Consider the following 18,408-nt stretch of genomic DNA (forward strand, 5'->3'; position numbering starts at 1 on the left):
TTGGCCAAAGGCACCCACGGGCCTGACGTCGGCGACCCGGTATCGACACCCGACGACGACGCGCGACACCACACACCACCGCAGCGCGACGTGACCTCGCTCGGCCTGTTTCTGATCTTCGCGCGCATCGGTCTGACGAGTTTCGGCGGCGGGTTGAGCGGCTGGTTCATGCGCGAGTTCGTGCACGACCGGCACTGGATCAGCGAAGACGAATTTCTCAACGGCCTCGCGTTGTCGCAGGCGCTGCCGGGCGTCAACGTGAAGAATCTGGCGATCTGGATCGGCTACCGGCTGCTCGGCTGGCGCGGCGCCGTCGCGGGATTCTGCGGCATCATTTTCCCGCCGGCCGTCGTGATCATTCTGCTCGGCGTGTTCTTCTCGGCGATCGCATCGTATCCGCTCACGCATATCGCGCTCGCCGGCGCCGCGGCCGGTGCGATCGGGCTGTCGCTGTCGATGGCGATTACCGCCGCGCGCCGGCTGCCGCGCCGCGTGTTTCCGTATCTGGTGCTGATCGCGACGTTCGCGGCTGCGGCGGTATTTCGCGTGTCGCTGGTGTGGACCGTGCTGATCGCGGGTGCGTTGAGCGTCGGCTATGAATACGTGCGTGAGGCGCGCCAGCGTTGATCGCCTGGGATCGCCGTTAGTCAAATTCCGGAATAGCTTTCGTCGTGTCTCGAACTCTCATCACTCTGTTTTCCGTTTTCGCGCCGCTATCGATCGTGACCGTCGGCGGCGGCCAGGGGATCATCGCCGAAGTGCAGCGCCAGGTCGTCGATGTCCATCACTGGATGACCCATGCGCAATTCCTCAGCGACTTCGCGATCGCGCGGCTCGCGCCCGGTCCGGGCTCGCTGCTCGCGACACTGATCGGCTATCAGGTCGGTGGCCTCGGCGGCGCGCTCGTCGCGACCGTCGCGCTATTCGGGCCGACCGCGTTTCTGATGTACGGCGTCGTGCACGTGTGGAACCGGCACGAAGGCGCGCGGTGGCTGAACGCGTTGCAGGCGGGTTTGCGACCCGTCGCCGCCGGGCTGATTCTCGCGGCAGTTTATGTGTTGATCAAGGAACTCGAAGGTGGCTGGATGGCGTGGCTGACTGCGGCGGTTGCGACCGTGCTCCTGATGTGGACGCGTATCAATGCGTTGGTGCTGATCGCGGGCGGGGCGGTTGTGTTTGTGCTGGTGCATTTTGCGGGGTTGTTATAGGGCGCGGGGCGGGCAACGCTCACAACGCCGCACGCAGTGCCTCGTCGACGACGGCAAGTCGAGCCGCGATGATCTTGACGAGAAACCGATGAAACTGTTGCGCGGTCGCCGGATCCTGTTGTTCGAGTCGCATCAGAGCGGTTGTCGACAAGCGGCGAACCCGCGTCGGCGTCTCGGCGATCACGTCCGCGCTGCGCTGTTGCAGCGTGTAGACGGCCATTTCACCGACAACCGTCCCCGGGCCGAACGAGCGCAGCCGGACCGAGCGTCCATCGTCGAGCGGAAACGAGACCTCGACACGTCCGTGCTCGATGAAATACAACGCGTCAGCCTGCTCACCGCGAAGAAAGAGCACCTGTCCCGCGAGCAGGTCATGCACTTCGAGGCACGCCAGCAGCGTGCTCAACGCGCTGGCCGTGAAGTGCGGCGCGAGCATCGCGTGAAAGTCGTAGCCGTGTCCTGTCGTACGCGAGTTCGCCGTGAGCAACTGGTCTTCGACCCATTCCAGACCCGCGTCGAGCGAGTCGAACTCATGAATCCGGAGATTGAGGGTCCCGGTCTTCGTGAGCAGGTCGCGCGAGCGCGGCGGCAGCGCGGTCAGCACCAGGTCCGCGTTCTTCGCCGCGCATAGCTGCCTTAGCTTGACGAAGCTGATCGAAACCGACGCGTCCATGCCCTGAGTCGATGCGAAATCGAGCACGACGAAACGGACCGGCACCGGATGGCTCGCGGCGAGCCGCCCACGCAGGCTGTGCAGAATCGAATTGGCCGTGCCGAAGAACAGGAACCCCTGCAGGCACATACCGCAGACCTGCGCACCGAGTTCGCGCAAAGACTGGCTCTCGTCGATGCTGCGCTCCACATTGGACGTCCGTGTGCGCAGATCGAATTCCATGCGTATACAACTGACCCGGCCGTAGAGCAGCGTGAACGTCACACACGCCGCGACGACGCCTACGGCCACGCCGACTACTACGCCGTAGGCGATGATCGTGCCGAGAATGGCAGGCACGAGCAGGTACTCGTACCAGCTGAGCTTCGCATACGCGCCCACGAGCCAATGCACGATCAGGCGCAGGCCCATGAAGAGCTGAAGGCCGACGAGTACCGGCACGGGAAAGAGCGCCACGATACCGGGCGAGGCACCAACTATGACCAGGCAAGCGAGCGCCGCGAACACGCCGGCCACCCGGCTGGTGGCACCCACGCGCGCATTGAGCATCGAGCGATTGAACGACTGGTAGCCGACCATTCCACCCAGCAGCCCGCTCGCGAGATTGGCAAGGCCCGCAGCCCGCATCTCGCGATTGAGATCGACTTCCTCGCCCGTCACCGCGCCGATCGCCGTCGAATTCATCAGGATCGTGACAGCGGAAACCGTCGTGACCAGCAGGCTCTCCGGAAGATGCGCGGCGACGGCGGGCCAGTCGATGCCACCCTGTCTGAGTCGCGCAGCCATGTGCAGCTCCGGCAGCGCGGCAAGGTGCATCGTGACGCGCGGCAGAAGCAGCCCCATCCCACGCGCATCGGCAATCGACAGGCCGGCAATGTGCAGTAGAACGTAGAAAAGCACGATGCCGAAACCCAACGTGAGCGGCAGTGCGGCAATGTGCTGCCAGGCGCGCGTCAGGACCGTGGTCATCACACCCACGACGAGCGCGGGAATCCATGTGAGCCAGTGAACGTGCGCCAGCAACGCCAGCACGTGCCAGTGCAGTGCCTCGCCCGTCATCACGCGGAAGGCCCCGGCCAGCAGCAGATATCCCGTTCCGGCGAGGAATCCGCCAAGCACCGGATACGGGAGGAACTGCAACGAGCGGCTGTGTCTCGACGAGCCGATCGCGTAGAGGATGACGCCCGTCACGAGCGAACAGAGCGCGATCGCGATCAGCACGGTCAGGATGAGGGTCTGGGGGGAACCGCCGTCTGCGCGCACGCTGCTGGCGACCCCCGCGGCGACGCCCGCGAGAAACGCCGCGGCATTGCTGTCAGGGCCGCCGATGTTCCACCGCATCGAGCTCGTCAATGCAATCACGAGCGCGGTGACGACGCAGCTGACTAGCGCAGTGGGCACGCCGAGCATCGCGTAGCGGGCGAGGTCGGCGCTGAAGATCATCGTGCCGAGGCTCATGGCGTAGCACAGCATCACGAGCGTCGAGACCGCGCCGGCCGCCACGTCGCCAGGCAGGCCCGCGAAGCGCGAGCGTAGCGGGATGTGGGAGACGGTGTTGCCCGGCTTCACGTGAATTCCCCGAAGAATGCGAGGGCGCGGTGGGACGCGCTGCCCAGTATCCGTCGTGACTCGAAAGGCTGTCAAACACCCTGCGCGCTGCGAGTTGTAGACCTACACTGAGTATTCATCGGCCAGCTTGAATGGCGACCTGGGGCCGATTGCATCGCCGAGTGCTGCGCCCGGGTTTCATCTGACCTATGCGTATCGTGCCGCGCCAGCGCCAAACTGGTGCGGCACAGTCGCGTGTGCCGGCTGGCATCGTATGCAGGCGACGAATATGGACATCGCGCAATGGCTGCAGCGTCTCGGACTCGAGCAGTACGCTCAAGCATTCGCGGCGAACGACATCGACGTATCACTGCTCGCGCAGTTGAGCGATGCTGATCTGAAGGAACTCGGGGTGCAGTCGCTCGGCCATCGCAAGCGCATCCTGGCGGCCGCGGCGGCCGCGCAACCGGTGACGAGCGCATCGGCGCCGCCGCAGACGGCCGCCGCCACCGCTGCGCCTGCTGACGAGCGCAGGCAGGTCACGATCCTGTTTGCCGATCTCTGCGGCTACACGGCGCTGTCGCGCTCGCTCGACCCCGAAGACCTGCGCGCGCTGATCGGCCGCTACACGGCGCTGGTCGACGGCGTCGTCCTCGCCTATGGCGGCACGATCGACAAGCACATCGGCGATGCTGTGATGGCGCTGTTCGGCGCGCCGCGCTCGCATGAGACCGACACGCTGCGCGCGGCCCGGGCGGCGCTGGATATCCACGACGGGCTGACGCAACTCGGCGCGCAGGCCGGGCGGCTTTTGCAGGCACACATCGGCATCGCGAGCGGCGAAGTGGTCGCCGGTGCGCTCGGCCGCGCCGACACCCAGGACTACACGGTGCACGGCGATCCGGTGAACCTCGCCGCGCGGCTGGTGGCCGCCGCACCCGCCGGCGAGACCTGGATCTCCGACGAGTCGGCGCGCCTGCTCGACGATGCCGTCGTGTGCGAGGCGATCGGCGAGCAGTTCTTCAAGGGCATCGACACGCCGGTACGGGCCTGGCGGCTCGTTGCCATCGCGAGCGAACCCGTGACGACGAACCGAAGCCGCTTCGTCGGCCGTGAAGCCGAACTCGAGCAATTTCACGGAATCGTCCACGCATGCATGGCGAGGCGCGCCGGCCATGTTCTCCATCTACGAGGTGAAGCCGGAATCGGCAAGACGCGGCTCGTCGACGAAATGCGCCGCTACGCGCAGGCCCAGGGCTTCACGCTGCATAGAAGCCTCGTGCTCGATTTCGGTGTTGGCAAGGGGCAGGACCCGGTGCGCGCGATCGTCGCCAGCCTGCTCGGCCTGCCGGCCAGTGCATCGGCGGACGCCCGGCAAGCCGCCGTCGCGCGTGCCGCGGCCCGTGATGTCGTGAACGAAGAGCAGCTTGTGTTTCTTCAGGATTTCCTCGATCTGCCCAAAAGCGGCGAGTGGCAAGCGCTGTACGACGCAATGGATCACGGTGCGCGCCAGCGTGGCAAGCAGACGCTCGCCGCACGACTGGCCGAGGACGCCTGCGGGCGATCCGCGACGATGATCGTCGTCGAAGATCTGCATTGGGCCGACCGCGAAGCGCTCAGCTATCTTGCGGCTTTCGCGTCGGGCATCGTCGATGGAACGGGCTTACTCGTGACGACTTCGCGTGTGGAAGGCGATCCGATCGATGCAGCCTGGCGCGCACGCTGCCGCGACACCCCGTTTGCCACGATCGACCTCGGGCCGCTCCGCAAGGATGAGGCACTCAACCTCGCGAGCAATTTCATCGACGCAACACAGCGCGTCGCGCTCGCCTGCATCGAGCGGGCGGCAGGCAACCCGCTATTCCTCGAGCAACTGTTGCGCAATGCCGAGGAAGGCAGCAGCGGCAACGTTCCCGCGTCGATCCGAAGCCTCGTGCTCGCGCGGATGGACAGGTTGGCGCCACGTGACCGCCTGGCATTCCAGGCGGCTGCCGTCATCGGTCAGCGTTTCGACCTGGCGTTGTTGCGCCGGCTCATCGACGACCCTGACTACGTCTGCGACGGCCTGCTCGCCAATGCGCTGGTTCTACCCGAGGGCGAGGATTTCCTGTTCGCCCATGCGCTGATCCAGGAGAGCGCATGGGCGACGCTATTGCGGGCGCGCCGGCGCGAGCTTCATCGCTGCGCCGCCGAATGGTTCGCACATAGCGATCCGACGTTGCACGCGCAGCACCTCGACCGGGCGGAGGACGAGCGCGCGCCCGCCGCCTATCTCGCCGCGGCGCTCGCGCAGCGCGCCGCCCATCGTTTCGAGGCGGCGCTGCGGCTGGCCGACCGGGGCCTCGAGATCGCGCAGACGGACACCGACCGCCACGCGCTGAGCTGCGCCATCGGCGAGCTCCAGCGCGATCTGGGCGATATTGCGGGGTCGATCGCCACGTACCGCGCGGCGCTCGCGGCTGCCCCCGACGATGACGCCCGCTGCGACTGCCAGCTCGGGCTCGCGGAAGGGCTCCGGGTGAACGAAGGTCTCGACGAGGCGCTCGCCCTGCTTGCGGACGCGCAGACGATTGCCGAACGCGGCGGCCGGGTGGCCGACCTGGCAAGCCTTCACCACCTGCGCGGCAACATCCTTTTTCCGCTTGGCAAGATCGACGTCTGCTGCGCCGAGCATGAACGAGGTCTGACCTATGCACGGCGCCTTGGGATGCCGGAGGCGCAAGCTCGCGCGCTCGGCGGCCTGGCGGATGCGGCGTACGCACAAGGACGCATGCAAACCGCTTTTTGCCATTTCAGCGAATGCGTGGCGCTCAGCCGCAAGCACGGGCTCGGCCGAATCGAGGTGGCCAATCGTCCGATGCAAGGCTTCAGCAGGATCTATCTCAACGACGCACGGCAGGCACGCGAGGACGCGATTGCTGCGGCACGCGCGGCCGCGTTAATCGGGCAGCCGCGCGCGCAATTGCTGTGCGAGACGCTGGGCGTGTTCGCCTGCCAGGAACTGGGCGATGAGCAGGCCGCTCGCCTGCATCTGGAGCGGGAACTGCGGCTGATCAGACAACTCGGCGCCCGCCGCTTCGAGGCGCAAAATCTGGAGATGCAGGGGCGGCTGTTGCTGGACAGCGGATCCAGAAGCGAAGCGGTAAAGAAACTTCGCGAGGCGATCGCGATCTCGCGCGAGGTCGGCACGCAGTTTTGTGGACCCAAGGCCCTGAGCGCGTTGAGCCGCGCAGTAGACGAGAACGTCGAGCGTGCGCGGTTGCTCGATGAAGGCGAAGCGCTGCTGCGGCTCGGCGCGGTCGGCCACAATCATCTGTGGTTTTACCGCGACGCCATCGAAGCGATGCTGGCCGCGGGCGACGCGGCTGGCATGTTGCGTTACGCGAAGGAACTCGAGAACTACACCCAGCGTGAACCGTTGCCTTGGGCCGAGCTTTTTACAGCGCGTGGCCGGGCGCTCGCACACGCGCTGCCGGACCCTGGTGGCGAACGCACGCTGCGCGAACTCGCGCGGGTGCGAATGGCGCTGCACGAGGCCGGTTTTCGGAATTACCTGAGCGCCGTCGATGTTGCGCTGGCGGCTTGAGAGGATGCTCGGCCCTTCACGCTTCTCCCGTGCTTTTTTTTCAGCGAATTGCTCCAGGACAATTTTTGGTTGCAGGTGTGCTTTGGCTAACGGTCAATGCACCGCAGCAGCGATACAGCATTCAACTCAATCACCCGCGTTATCACTTTAAAGGGCTTGAACGTCTATCCGGAGCCCGATAGTATGGCTGCGTTTTGCGCTTGGTATAGTGCAGCCACGGAAGATACTCTTTCAACAACCCCATATAAGCGATGACATTTTTCCGTCGCACAGGATGGCTGCCTTTTACTGCGTGGATGAACAACGTGGGATTGCCGAGTCGACCGCTCGCATATGTCTTGCCTGCATCGCGTGTTCTGCCCCGCCGGACCTTTATCGACGCGCGCATCCCGTATTGCCCGAGCGTCTGATTCAGTTCAGACCATGCCATGCTGTGGTCAGCCGAAGCGACCGGGCGTGTATGGAACACGGCAAAACGGTCAACAATGCCAACCTTCCCCAGTGAAGCGACCTGTTTGGGCCACAGGTAATCCAGACCCCAGCCGGTTTTGGTTCGTTCAAAGCTGTCTTTGATCGCATGCAAAGCATTCGACGAGAAACATGGCACCATCACCTCCACGAAATTGGTTTCGCGAAATTCGAACGCCCTGTTTTGCAACGTCGTTGAGTGACTGAAGTAGCTTCTCTCGTCGAGAGACGGTTGCGCGAGCGCGAAATTCTCTCGGTCCACGTACTCGAAGAACTCGTTCAGCGTTTGAACGTCCGTCAGGATATCGTCGTCCGGGAGCCAGATGTAGCGATATTGCGAGATCGATTGGGCGTTTCGCAACATGAAGTCGTGAAGACCTTCCCACTTCGTTCCTTTGAATCGATGTATGGTTTTAGCAAAGACGTCCGCATAATTTTCGTTGTTCCCGTAGTAACTCAGCATCAAATCAAAGCTCGGAGTCTTTCCGCCGCTGAACCATTGCGGATGCAAGGAGCGGTCTCCACACCTCAGCACGACCAGGTACTTTTTCATCTCTCAATCTCCCTATGCGTTGAGAGCAGACTACGGGACACGGAAAGACAGTCACCGCGAAGAATTGCATTTGACCGACGCCGATCGCGCGAAACCATGAAACAACTACTATGGCGCGCCCATGCGCAGGCGAAGGCAGACACGTTCAACCATATGCTCCGAATTGTTCCAGTCAATCCCAGGCAAGCTCTCGCTTGCCAGCTAGAACTCCCTTATTCACGCTCCCTGGATGAGTCCTTCTGCGGCCTTGAGCGCCGCACCAACGACCTGGTCCATGTTGTAATAGCGATACTGCGCCAGCCTGCCCACAAAAGTGATATCGGCAACTGTCTCAGCAAGCGCGCTGTAGCGCATGAACAATGCCTCGTTTTCCTTGCGTGGAATCGGGTAGTACGGATCGCCTTCGGCTCGCGGATACTCTCTTACAATCGAAGTCCCCGGATGCTGTTGCCCTGTGAGGTGCTTGAACTCCGTAATCCTTGTATATTCATGATCGTTCGGATAATTGATTGTGCCTGTCGGTTGAAAGCGCTCCACGTCGCTCAGATGCTGGTGTTGAAAGTGCAGGCTGCGGTACGGAAGCTTGCCGAAGCGATAGCCGAAATATGCGTCGATCCGTCCTGTGTACACAAGGTGGCCGCATTCGATACTCGCTTTCACCTCGTTATAGTCGGTCGACAGTCGTACGTCGATATCTGGACTGCCAAGCATCTTTTCGAACATCGCGGTGTAGCCTTGCGCCGGCATAAATTGAAAAGTATCGGTGAAGTACCGGTCGTCGTCGTTCGAACGGGTTGGGATTCGCGCAGCGACACCCGCAGACAGTTCAGACAGATCGAGTCCCCATTGCTTGCGCGTGTAGCCACGGAAAAATTTGTCGCATAGATCGCGGCCAACGCTGCCGAGCACGGCGTCCTCGCTGGTGGAGATGGTTTCTCGCGGTTCACGTACCGACTCCAGGAACGCCACGGTGGCCTGCTCGTTCAAATCGAGGCCGTATAACGTGTTGATCGTCGTGCGATTGATCGGTATTGGATAGAGATCCCCGTCTATACAAGCCTTTACGCGATGCTCGTAGAAGCGCCAATCGGTAAAACCCGACAAGTATTCGAATATCCGCTTGCTGTTCGTATGAAAGATATGTGGGCCATACGGATGGATCAGCACGCCGTTCTCATCTTCACGGTCATATGCGTTGCCGCCTATATGATTCCGTTTGTCTATGACGAGCACGCGCTTCCCGCTTGCCGCCAGGCGTTCGGCACAGACTGCGCCAGCAAAGCCGGCGCCTACGATAAGGAAGTCATATTTCATCTCTGTGCATCCTCGTCTGGAAAGCAGGAACTTCGCATTTGATCAGGTAGAGAGCCATTGAGGTCGTGACGACAAATTCGGTGGCGAGGGCAGACATTGCCGCGCCCTGAGCGCCGTAAAGCGATACAAGTGGAAAGAGAAGGGCAAGATTGAAAAAGCCGGAGACGATTAGTATCTCGCTGACTTTCTTCTTCATGCCGAGCGGCAGCATCACCTGAATACCGAATACATTGCTCAGACCGATGAGCAGCGGCATCAGGGACATCCACTTCAGGACGACGACGGCCGGTTCGTACCCGGGGCCCATTGCGATACGAACGATCAACTCGGCGCCGGCCCAAAGCGCGACCGAAGCAAGTAACATGGTCGAGCCCAGCAAGTAAAACAACTTGCGCACCAGCGCAAACGCCTTTGCGGAGTCTTCGGAAAAGAGTGCCGTCACACGCGGGCATATTGCGTTCGAGAGCGGTCCAAGCGGCGCTTGCGCGACGTTCCGAATCTTGTCGGCTACGCCAAAGTAGCCGACAGCGACGTCTCCGGCAAGAAATCCAAGCACCACGCTATTGGTGGTTGTGTACAGACTGATCGCGGCCGTGGAAATGAACGTGTGCCAGCCTTCACGAAGCGCCTCGATGATGTCGGCCTTGCTCGGCATCATCGCGATAATCATCCCGTTTTTTGCGATCAGGATCGATGCGACGAGTCCGGCAGCAACCATGCTCGTCGAACTGATAAGCGAGGCGATCCACGTGTCGGCCGGCGAGTGCACCAGGAAGAACGTTAGCGGAAGCAGTAGCAACCGCGCGCTCAAGATCGAGATCGTTGTAAACATCATCCGCTCCAGGCCCTGGAAAAGCCACTGTGGAAACAGCACCGTTCCAATAACGAGCGGATAGGTAGCCAGCAAAATCGGCAGCAATTCGCGCAGTCTTGCTACGAAGAAAGCCGCTAACAGCAGGATGGCGAGGTAGACCACAGCGATAAGCGCCTTTGCGCCTTGCGTTGCCCAAAAGATCTTCGATACCGCGTACCGATCATTTTGAACCCGTGCGACGTAGGCAGTCGATGACCAGTTAAAACCGTACTCCGTCAGCAGCACGAGATAGCCAACTATGGCTTGCGCGAAGACGTATGCTCCAAAGTGTCCCGGGCGCAGAACGCGCAACAGGTAGGGAAATGTTGCAAGCGGCAGCAGCATGTTGGCTATTTGCAGAATTGTCAGCGCGACGATGTTCTGTCGGAGTGGATTCGCCATGAGTTAGCCCGTTTTCAATACATCGATTGAGGACCGCCTGGAAACGTGTCTTTCATTCCACCTGGCGAGTGCGCGTAAGGCTTCCGCGGAAGCGGGTGCCCGATCAAGCCGACGCCAGTTAGTCCTGGCGCCCCGGCTTCCCGGCTTCGTCGGCCGAGGAAACCCCCGATAGTGCGTTGCGATTTTCATCCGAGACTACCAACAGTGATGCATCCCGTTCCTGGACAAGCGCGGCCTTAGTCCATCATATATGTCGTATGTGCGTAGTCACCGCCATGAACAAGCGCAGACGCACTCAATTCGATCGACAGCAGTCAATTGGCGCGACCCGACCTGTCATTAATAAGCACTTAAAATAGATTTCAAATTCCCGGGGGCCCCGGTATCAATCAGTTCCGCAGCAGTCGTTGCGCACGCTGCGGCTTCGTGCCCTCAATGCGCAGTACGACTGAGGGTGCAATCCATGTTCCCGGCGCTTGCCGTAGCGTTGTGCGTGCATTTCCAACGCGTTCAGCGTTATGTGCCAGATGGCCGATTCTGCTGAGTCAGCGGCGATTGAAGCGTCTCACGAAGCAATAGAAGATCCATGGATGGATCTTGAGCATGGTCATGACGACGGACAGCTTCGGCCGCCCGTCGGTATACATACCGAGCAGGTCCTTCACGCGCAGTTTCTTCGAAACGCTGTATAGAATTGGGCTCGCGAGGTGGTAGCTCGGCGCGGTGGTGGCCGCTTGAAACGCGATCGTGCGGTATCCGAAGACGTATTTGAGCCGGAAGAAGAGACGCTTGTAGTCGGGAATCGGGAGGGACGCGGTACGTTTTTCAACCCCGTCAATGATGACAAAGAGGTCGACGACGTGCGGGTTGAAGCGTCTCGAGATTGCCGATTCGCGGAACATGTATGAGTAAAGCTTGTCCGGAATGAGCCGCACGATTTTCGCGGTGGCGAGCGTCTGCACCGACACGCAAAGGTCCTCGTAGATAAGGCCGCATGGATGCTCGGCTGCGACGAAGATGGACCGGCGCACGAGTTTGTTCCAGCAAAAGGCTTGCAGCTTCAGTTCCATAATTTTCTGGACGGCTTCCACGCCGGTGATGATGCAGTCGCCGGAGTCGATGCGATCGTTGACGACGCCATCGGGGCTGACGTGTTCGGCGGCGAAAATGACGACATCAGCGTCGTACTGGTCGGCTTCGCGCAGCACGGTGCGAATGAGATCGCGATGGACGTGGTCGTCGCTGTCAACGCAGAGCACGTACTCGCCCCGCGCTTCCGATGCAGCGATCTTTCGCGTTTCGGCGAGCCCTTTATTGTCGGTGTTTCTGATCAACTTCCACGGAATGCGATCCTGTTGTGCGAGCAGGCGAGCGGCGATTTCACCTGAGCGATCGGGGCTGCTGTCGTCGACGGCGATGATTTCGAAATCGGTGCAGGTTTGTGACAGCAGGGAATCCAGACAGTCTTCGATATAGTCCTCGACCTTGTAGATCGGCAACAGAACGCTGATTCTCGGTGCGGACATGGACAAGCTCCTGGAAGTTTCGGTTTCACAGGGCAAAACGATGCCCTTTATTCTAATCGCCAGTTTGCTCTGACGAGTCGGCTCGGTGATCTCGAACTGGACCGGTCGTTGGGTCTTCTGCTGCATGACCATTGCCCGGGAGCCGACGTGGTTACGCCAAACCTCAATCTTCGTCGCTATCGTTGTCGTGAAGACCGTAACGACGTTTGTCCCGGCAATCCCAGCGGGGATGACCGGGGAGCCCATGCTGCAGAAGGCAAGGTCAGGATGATGGTCCGGACAGCCTGAAACAGCCACGCACGAACGGGACATTTCATCACGCACGTTGCGGGCGATCAGCCGGAAGGCAGAGTTGGAATATAGTCGTTGTCGCGACGTCATTCAGAGTACTGACCTGAAGCGCTGAAGGTCTGTCGCGTTTGTTTGAGGGTATTGCGATGAATCCATGCCATTTGCCGCCGGTTTGACGGCAACCAGAAATCGGGCCGCCGTCACGCAGAGCGTAAAGGCGGCCCGATTCAAGGCGCGTGTCATCAGTGGATTCGAATCGTGGTTGAGACGCTCGGTACCCCGTTCGCGTCGACGGCGAATAACATGTAGTAACCGGGCACGGCGACTCCAGAATCGCGCGATCGTGCGCGTGTTCGCCGCTCTGCTGCTGATATCGATCAATGTCGCGTTCGACGTCGCGTAGTCGTTTCCGTAGTCAGGCGCACCACCGACCGCGAGGATTTTGCGGACGTCATACATGACCGCGTTGCCGGTCATCGCGTCATTGTCAGCGCCGCGATTTACCGACGCCGATATGCTGCCGGTGCCTGCGGTGCCGATCCACTGCATGGCTCGACTCGGTCCAGCGTGGAAAACCGTGCCGTTGGAATCCGCGAACAACCACATATGGTTGTCCGCACGATATATTCCCTCCGCATCGTCTGTGACGTCAGGGTCGCCCCAGTTGGCAGTGACCGCGGTGTTCTGTCGCCAGCCCGATTTGCTCCAGGTTTCTCCGCTCTTGCCTCCCAGCCCACCGTTTCATGAGCCCCCCAATACAAACACATCACCGTTGCTCAGTGTCACGCTGCCTTGATAGGCTCGGGGAATGTTCATCGGTTTCTGGGAGGTCCAGTGTCCTGAGTCGGGGTTAAAAGCACTGACCTTGGCGCTACTCGATCCACCCGTCACCAGGATATTACCGTCGGGAAGATTGGCGATTCCAGGGCAAAACATGTCGTGGCCGATATTGGTGACCAACATCTGCGTGCTCGTTTGCGCCACCGGATCGAAGATCGCGGTATAGGTGCCCCCGTTGTTCTCGTGCCTGCTCAAATTCACTTCACCGCCAGTAAAATCCAGCGGACTATCAGCCGACCAGACCAGCACCTTTCCATTCGGCAGATTAGCCGCTGCCACCGGCACGAGTGGCAAAGCAATCGGTGCAGACCACTGCGACGGCGGCGTGGTCTGCGCTGTTACATCCCCGCTCGTCGCAATCAACATCGACCCGAGGACGATCAGGGCCAACGTCTTTTTGTCCGTTGCTGACGACTTTGGATAATTTGCTGGAAACAGATTCCGATTCATCGCGACGCCCCCTCTTCCGGGTTACATGACATGGCCGGTGTGATCGGCAACTTTGGTTAGGCAAATCACTTCAAACTCCCAGTACACCGAGAACATCACAAACTTCTTCGACTCGCGGAAGATCAGCGCTGCGCCAGCGCAACAACGCGTCGTGATCGAAGCAATAGACTTGGGTCGAATGATCGGCGACATTGCGTGGCAGCGATGCGCTCCCCGCCAACTCAGTTCGTGTCCGGTCGACGTCATCTGGCGCCAGCGCGACCGCATTCCATCGCGGACCGGCATTGAAACGCACGAGCCATGCGCGCAACGCGGACGGTACATCGCCGAATGGGTCGATTCCAATCGACAGCAAGCGGACGGGATAGCGTGTACGGGCTTGCAGCATCCGCTCCTGAACGGCGCCGAATAGCGTTCCCTGTAGGGGGCAAACCGAACTGCAACCGGTGTAAATCGTCTGCACCGCGGTGATGCCTTCGCGCAACAACGCTTCGAGCGTTCGGGTCGTGCCAGTCTGGTCGACTACCGAAACATCGGTGAGACGGACCGGCGGTCTGACCGGCCCCATGTTTCCATGCTGGGCATGAACTTTCGCCGCTACCCCCGCCGCCGCGGCCAAAGCGGTTGCGCGCAATATGTCTCGGCGAGTCCACGCGGTCATGTCACCACCCTCGCAGTGCCGTCCCTGCGCCCGACAATAGTTGATCTGAACGTGTCGATGTATCGAAACGCCAGGCATTGCAACCGACCCATGCGCGACGCCAATCGGAACAAAAATGCCGTTGCGCGCACTCGATGAGAAAGGAGTGCAGCTTTTCATTGCGGGTGCGACGCAACTCGCTGGCTCTCTGATCGCAACCTCGCGGTGAGCATGTCAGGCGGGATCGACTCAAATCTTGGCCTACCCGCAATTTTTTCCGCGAATTGCTCTAGGACAATATTTTTCCGCCCCGTTCTGGCCTCACTATGGAGATCGGGCAAGACGACGCGACTCCATCTGGAGCCAGCGTCCGCCACAACGGAGGAGCAGCAGTGATCGAGCAATGGCGCGAGGCCGTGCGCGCGGTGCACGGCGTGGAATCGAAGTACAAGCGGCTGGTCAAGGCGATTGCGGGCGACATCGAAAGCGCGTCGCTGCCGCCGGGCGCGCGCCTGCCGCCGCAGCGCGACGTCGCCGCCGACCTCGCGATCAGCGTGCAGACCGTGACCAACGCGTACAAGGAGCTGGAGCGTCAGGGACTGATCCGCTGCGAGGTCGGGCGCGGCAGCTTCGTCGCGGCGCGCGTCACCGAAACGATGTCGAGCTACATGCTCGATACGGCCGAGCGCTCGGTGGTCGACTTTTCGATCGCGCGCATCATTCATACGCCCGAGCACGATGCGATGTGGCGCAAGGTCTGCGCGACGCTGTCGACGCTCGACGATCAACCGTGGATCCGCGCGTTCCGGCCGATCGCTGGCTTCGAGCATCATCGCCAGGCGGGCGTCGCGTGGCTCGCGTCGCTCGGCATGCCGGCTTCGGCCGATACGCTGCTCGTCACCAACGGCGCCGCGCACGGCATCTTTCTCGCGCTCGCTTCGCTGGTGGGGCCGGGCGACACCGTGCTGTGCGAAAGCTTGACGGATCACGGCGTGATAGGTTCGGCCAACGTACTCGGCTTCACGCTAAAGGGCCTCGAAATCGACGAGTACGGCATTCACCCGGAGCACTTCGAGGAGATGTGCGACAGCGAGCGCATCTCGGCGCTCGTCTGCACGCCGACGCTGAACAATCCGACCGTCGCGTTGATGCCCGACTCGCGGCGTCGCGCGATTGCGAAAATCGCCGAACGTTATGGCGTCTACGTGATCGAGGACGACGTGTACGGCCCGTTGCCCGCCAAACATGCCACGCCGATTTCGAGCCTGATTCCCGAGCTTTCGTTTTACTGCACCAGTTTGACGAAGTCGGTGATGGCCGGCTTGCGCATCGGTTATATGACCACGCCGCGCCGGCTCGCGCTGCGCGCCGAAAGCGTGCTGCGCGTCAGCAGCTGGATGGCGACGCCGCCGATGGCCGAGGTTGCGACTCGCTGGATCGTCGATGGCACCGCCGCGCGGCTCGTCGAAATCCAGCGTGAACGGCTCGGTCGGCGTCAGGCGCAATTGCAGCAGACGCTCGGTAAATACGTGCTCGGCTCGCATCCGCAGGCGTTGTCGGCGTGGCTGCGGGTACCCGATCACTGGCGCACCGATCGGCTGGTGCGCGAACTGCGCAACCGCGACATCGCGGTAACGTCGCCCGATCCGTTCCTCGTGCGCGACGCGGATCGGCCCAACGCGGTGCGCGTTTGCGTCGGTGCGGAGGTCAGCGAGGACACCTATAAAGCCGCGCTCGAAACGATGTGCGAAGTGTTCGAGCAATACCCGCAAGTGCACGATTTCAACTGATTGCGCAGGTGCGCGGATTGCGTAACGCGCTGCTCGAAATGAACTAGGACAATAAAAATCCTTTTTTAGAACACTAGACTGGGCTGCATGGAAAGCGATGCGGCCGCGAATGTCTGGTTTGTCTGCGATAGCCGTGCCCGCATCGAATCTCGAATCGACCTCCTTGATGCAGGGCCTCGTGCATGTCCGTTCCACCGTCAGCCGATCTGTCGTTAGCCGACATCTACCGCGCGCGCAGCCGTATCGACGGCCGCGTATGCCGTACGCCGCTCGTCGAATCGCCGAGCCTGTCGGCGCACGCGGGCACGCCGGTCTATCTGAAGCTCGAAACCGTGCAGCCGACCGGCAGCTTCAAGCTGCGCGGCGCGACCAATGCGCTCGCGCAGTTGGCCGAACGGGGTTGCACTCGGGTCGTGACCGCATCGACCGGTAATCATGGCCGCGCGGTCGCACATGCGGCGCGCACGCTCGGTATCGAAGCGACCGTGTGTCTGTCGCGCCTCGTGCCCGCGAACAAGGTCGACGCGGTGCGCGCGCTTGGCGCGCACGTGCGGATTACCGGTCAAAGCCAGGACGAAGCCGAGCACGAAGCCTTGCGGCTCGCGCGTGACGAAGGCTATGCCTACGTGCCGCCATTCGACGATCCGCACGTGATCGCCGGACAGGGCACGATCGGGCTCGAAATCGTCGAGGCCTTGCCCGAGGTGGCGAACATCGTCGTGCCGTTGTCGGGCGGCGGCCTGTTCTCGGGCATCGCGCTCGCGGCGAAAACCACCAATCCCGCGATCGGTTTGACCGGCGTCACAATGGCGCGCGGCGCCGCGATGCATGCGAGTCTCGCCGCCGGTCAGCCGGTGCTGGTCGAGGAACTCGACACACTTGCCGATTCGCTCGGCGGCGGCATCGGACTCGAAAACCGCTACACGTTTGCGCTGACGCGCGATCTGATCGACGAGACCGTGCTGCTCGACGAGGCGTCGATCGCGCGTGGCATCGCGCATGCGTATCGGCAGGAGCGGCTCGTCGTCGAAGGCGCGGCGGCGGTGGGGATTGCCGCCGTGCTCGACCGCGCGCTGCCCGCTGAACGCATCGCGCGCGGGCCGCTCGTGCTCGTCGTGACGGGCGCGAACATCGATATGGATCTGCATCGGCGGATCGTCGGCAATGAAACATCGCAAGCCGCTACGCCATCGAACTCACACACCGCATCATGACCTCGATCACACTCCTTGGCGAAGCCGAGCTTCGCAAACTCGTGCCGCTCGATCTCGCCGCTATCGACCAGATCGAAGCCGCCTTTGTCGCGCTCGCGACCGAAGCGGTCGCGATGCCGCCAATCCTGCGGCTCGATCTGCCCGCGCACAACGGCGAAGTCGACGTGAAGACCGCATGGCTGCCTCGCCTCGACAGCTTCGCGATCAAGGTTAGTCCGGGCTTTTTCGACAATCCGTCACTCGGTTTGCCGAGCCTGAATGGCCTGATGCTGGTTCTGTCGGCGACGACTGGGTTAACCGAAGCGGTGCTGCTGGACAACGGCTATCTGACCGCGATACGCACGGCGGCCGCCGGCGCGGTCGCGGCGCGCTGGCTCGCGAAACCGCTCACGCCGCGAGTCGCGGTGATCGGCGCGGGCGAGCAGGCGCGTCTGCAATTGCGGGCCTTGATGCTGGTGCGCCGCGTCGAACACGTGCGCGTCTGGGCACGCGACGCGGCGAGCGCGCTACGTTTCTGCGCGGAAGTGAACAACACGCTGGGCGTGCGATGCGACGTCGCGGCCAGCGTTCACGATGCGCTCGTCGAAGCTGACGTGGCGATCACGACGACGCCGAGCCGCACGCCGCTGATCGAAGCCGCCGATCTGCATCCGGGCCTCCACATCACGGCGATGGGCTCCGACGCCGAGCACAAGAACGAAATCTCACCAGCCGCGCTGGCGGCGGCGCGCTACGTGTGCGACCGCGCGCAGCAAACGCGGGTGCTCGGCGAACTGCATCACGCGCTCGCCGCGGGCGCGATGCGTGACGATGCGCCCGTCGTCGAATTGGGTCAGGTGATCGCGAAACAGGCCACGGGCCGCGAGAGCGACGCCGACGTGACGATCTGCGATCTGACCGGGACGGGCGCACAGGACACCGCGATTGCCGCGCTCGCATTGCAGCGCGCGCGTGCCGCGAAGGCGGGAACGACATTTGGCAACGACGCGCCGGTGAAATGACGCGCGATGAACGGCAATACGCCGCGACCAGCGGCTCACGAAGGAGGAGCA

Annotated in this window: 14 protein-coding genes; 6 read left to right on the plus strand and 8 right to left on the minus strand. The window is 61.9% G+C overall.

Features of this window, described 5'->3' with window-relative positions; translation table 11 throughout:
* Complete coding sequence (locus F6X42_RS11470; RefSeq protein WP_187634323.1) at positions 1-627, plus strand: chromate transporter; 627 nt, start codon at positions 1-3, stop codon at positions 625-627.
* A gap of 44 nt (positions 628-671) precedes the next feature.
* Entirely contained in the window at positions 672-1,208 is a 537-nt protein-coding gene (locus F6X42_RS11475) for a chromate transporter (RefSeq protein ID WP_187634324.1), read from the plus strand.
* Positions 1,209-1,227: 19 nt separating this feature from the next.
* On the opposite strand, the gene F6X42_RS11480 is transcribed toward F6X42_RS11475, so the two are convergent.
* The gene (locus F6X42_RS11480) at positions 1,228-3,450 is read right to left on the minus strand and encodes an SLC26A/SulP transporter family protein (RefSeq protein WP_187634325.1); all 2,223 of its coding nucleotides are present in this window, start codon (positions 3,448-3,450) and stop codon (positions 1,228-1,230) included.
* 268 nt (positions 3,451-3,718) lie between these two features.
* On the opposite strand from F6X42_RS11480, the gene F6X42_RS11485 reads away from it, so the two are divergent.
* Complete coding sequence (locus F6X42_RS11485) at positions 3,719-7,015, plus strand: adenylate/guanylate cyclase domain-containing protein (protein ID WP_187634326.1); 3,297 nt, start codon at positions 3,719-3,721, stop codon at positions 7,013-7,015.
* A gap of 142 nt (positions 7,016-7,157) precedes the next feature.
* Here F6X42_RS11485 and F6X42_RS11490 read toward each other — a convergent pair whose 3' ends face one another.
* The 7 genes from F6X42_RS11490 to F6X42_RS11520 all read right to left on the minus strand — a co-directional run bounded on the left by F6X42_RS11490 (position 7,158) and on the right by F6X42_RS11520 (position 14,532).
* Entirely contained in the window at positions 7,158-8,036 is an 879-nt protein-coding gene (locus tag F6X42_RS11490; protein WP_187634327.1) for a DUF707 domain-containing protein, read from the minus strand.
* Between the two features lie 216 nt (positions 8,037-8,252).
* On the minus strand, positions 8,253-9,350 hold the full coding sequence (gene glf / locus F6X42_RS11495; protein ID WP_187634328.1) for a UDP-galactopyranose mutase: 1,098 nt from the start codon (positions 9,348-9,350) through the stop codon (positions 8,253-8,255).
* The gene (locus F6X42_RS11500) at positions 9,340-10,605 is read right to left on the minus strand and encodes a flippase (protein ID WP_187634329.1); all 1,266 of its coding nucleotides are present in this window, start codon (positions 10,603-10,605) and stop codon (positions 9,340-9,342) included. Before F6X42_RS11500 ends, glf begins: the two co-directional genes overlap by 11 nt.
* 545 nt (positions 10,606-11,150) lie before the next feature.
* Positions 11,151-12,131 (minus strand): glycosyltransferase family 2 protein, encoded by a 981-nt coding sequence (locus F6X42_RS11505; protein WP_187634507.1) that lies wholly within the window; start codon positions 12,129-12,131, stop codon positions 11,151-11,153.
* A 381-nt stretch (positions 12,132-12,512) separates the two neighbouring features.
* Complete coding sequence (locus F6X42_RS46400) at positions 12,513-12,971, minus strand: hypothetical protein (RefSeq protein ID WP_429534938.1); 459 nt, start codon at positions 12,969-12,971, stop codon at positions 12,513-12,515.
* Between the two features lie 192 nt (positions 12,972-13,163).
* Complete coding sequence (locus tag F6X42_RS45570; RefSeq protein ID WP_187634330.1) at positions 13,164-13,712, minus strand: Kelch repeat-containing protein; 549 nt, start codon at positions 13,710-13,712, stop codon at positions 13,164-13,166.
* Between the two features lie 70 nt (positions 13,713-13,782).
* Complete coding sequence (locus tag F6X42_RS11520) at positions 13,783-14,532, minus strand: SCO family protein (protein ID WP_312892627.1); 750 nt, start codon at positions 14,530-14,532, stop codon at positions 13,783-13,785.
* A 212-nt stretch (positions 14,533-14,744) separates the two neighbouring features.
* On the opposite strand from F6X42_RS11520, the gene ehuR reads away from it, so the two are divergent.
* The 3 genes from ehuR to F6X42_RS11535 all read left to right on the plus strand — a co-directional run bounded on the left by ehuR (position 14,745) and on the right by F6X42_RS11535 (position 18,357).
* Positions 14,745-16,142, plus strand: coding sequence for a MocR-like ectoine utilization transcription factor EhuR (gene ehuR, locus F6X42_RS11525; RefSeq protein WP_187634332.1), 1,398 nt, complete (start codon positions 14,745-14,747; stop codon positions 16,140-16,142).
* A gap of 182 nt (positions 16,143-16,324) precedes the next feature.
* Positions 16,325-17,356, plus strand: a complete 1,032-nt coding sequence (gene eutB / locus F6X42_RS11530) for a hydroxyectoine utilization dehydratase EutB (RefSeq protein ID WP_187634333.1) — start codon at positions 16,325-16,327, stop codon at positions 17,354-17,356.
* Positions 17,353-18,357 (plus strand): cyclodeaminase, encoded by a 1,005-nt coding sequence (locus F6X42_RS11535; RefSeq protein ID WP_187634334.1) that lies wholly within the window; start codon positions 17,353-17,355, stop codon positions 18,355-18,357. The genes eutB and F6X42_RS11535 overlap by 4 nt, the downstream gene beginning before the upstream one ends.
* The last annotated feature ends 51 nt before the right edge of the window (positions 18,358-18,408 follow it).

Source organism: Paraburkholderia podalyriae, assembly GCF_014397785.1.
In the GTDB taxonomy this organism is placed as follows: domain Bacteria; phylum Pseudomonadota; class Gammaproteobacteria; order Burkholderiales; family Burkholderiaceae; genus Paraburkholderia; species Paraburkholderia podalyriae.

What these genes read in the sequence shown, in the direction of transcription:
- F6X42_RS11485 (WP_187634326.1), top strand. Translation starts at nt 3,719, where the DNA reads ATGGACATCGCGCAATGGCTGCAGCGTCTCGGACTCGAGCAGTACGCT.
- F6X42_RS11490 (WP_187634327.1), bottom strand. Translation starts at nt 8,036, where the DNA reads ATGAAAAAGTACCTGGTCGTGCTGAGGTGTGGAGACCGCTCCTTGCAT.
- glf (WP_187634328.1), bottom strand. Translation starts at nt 9,350, where the DNA reads ATGAAATATGACTTCCTTATCGTAGGCGCCGGCTTTGCTGGCGCAGTC.
- F6X42_RS11500 (WP_187634329.1), bottom strand. Translation starts at nt 10,605, where the DNA reads ATGGCGAATCCACTCCGACAGAACATCGTCGCGCTGACAATTCTGCAA.
- F6X42_RS11505 (WP_187634507.1), bottom strand. Translation starts at nt 12,131, where the DNA reads ATGTCCGCACCGAGAATCAGCGTTCTGTTGCCGATCTACAAGGTCGAG.
- F6X42_RS46400 (WP_429534938.1), bottom strand. Translation starts at nt 12,971, where the DNA reads ATGCAGTGGATCGGCACCGCAGGCACCGGCAGCATATCGGCGTCGGTA.
- F6X42_RS45570 (WP_187634330.1), bottom strand. Translation starts at nt 13,712, where the DNA reads ATGAATCGGAATCTGTTTCCAGCAAATTATCCAAAGTCGTCAGCAACG.
- F6X42_RS11520 (WP_312892627.1), bottom strand. Translation starts at nt 14,532, where the DNA reads ATGAAAAGCTGCACTCCTTTCTCATCGAGTGCGCGCAACGGCATTTTT.
- eutB (WP_187634333.1), top strand. Translation starts at nt 16,325, where the DNA reads ATGTCCGTTCCACCGTCAGCCGATCTGTCGTTAGCCGACATCTACCGC.
- F6X42_RS11535 (WP_187634334.1), top strand. Translation starts at nt 17,353, where the DNA reads ATGACCTCGATCACACTCCTTGGCGAAGCCGAGCTTCGCAAACTCGTG.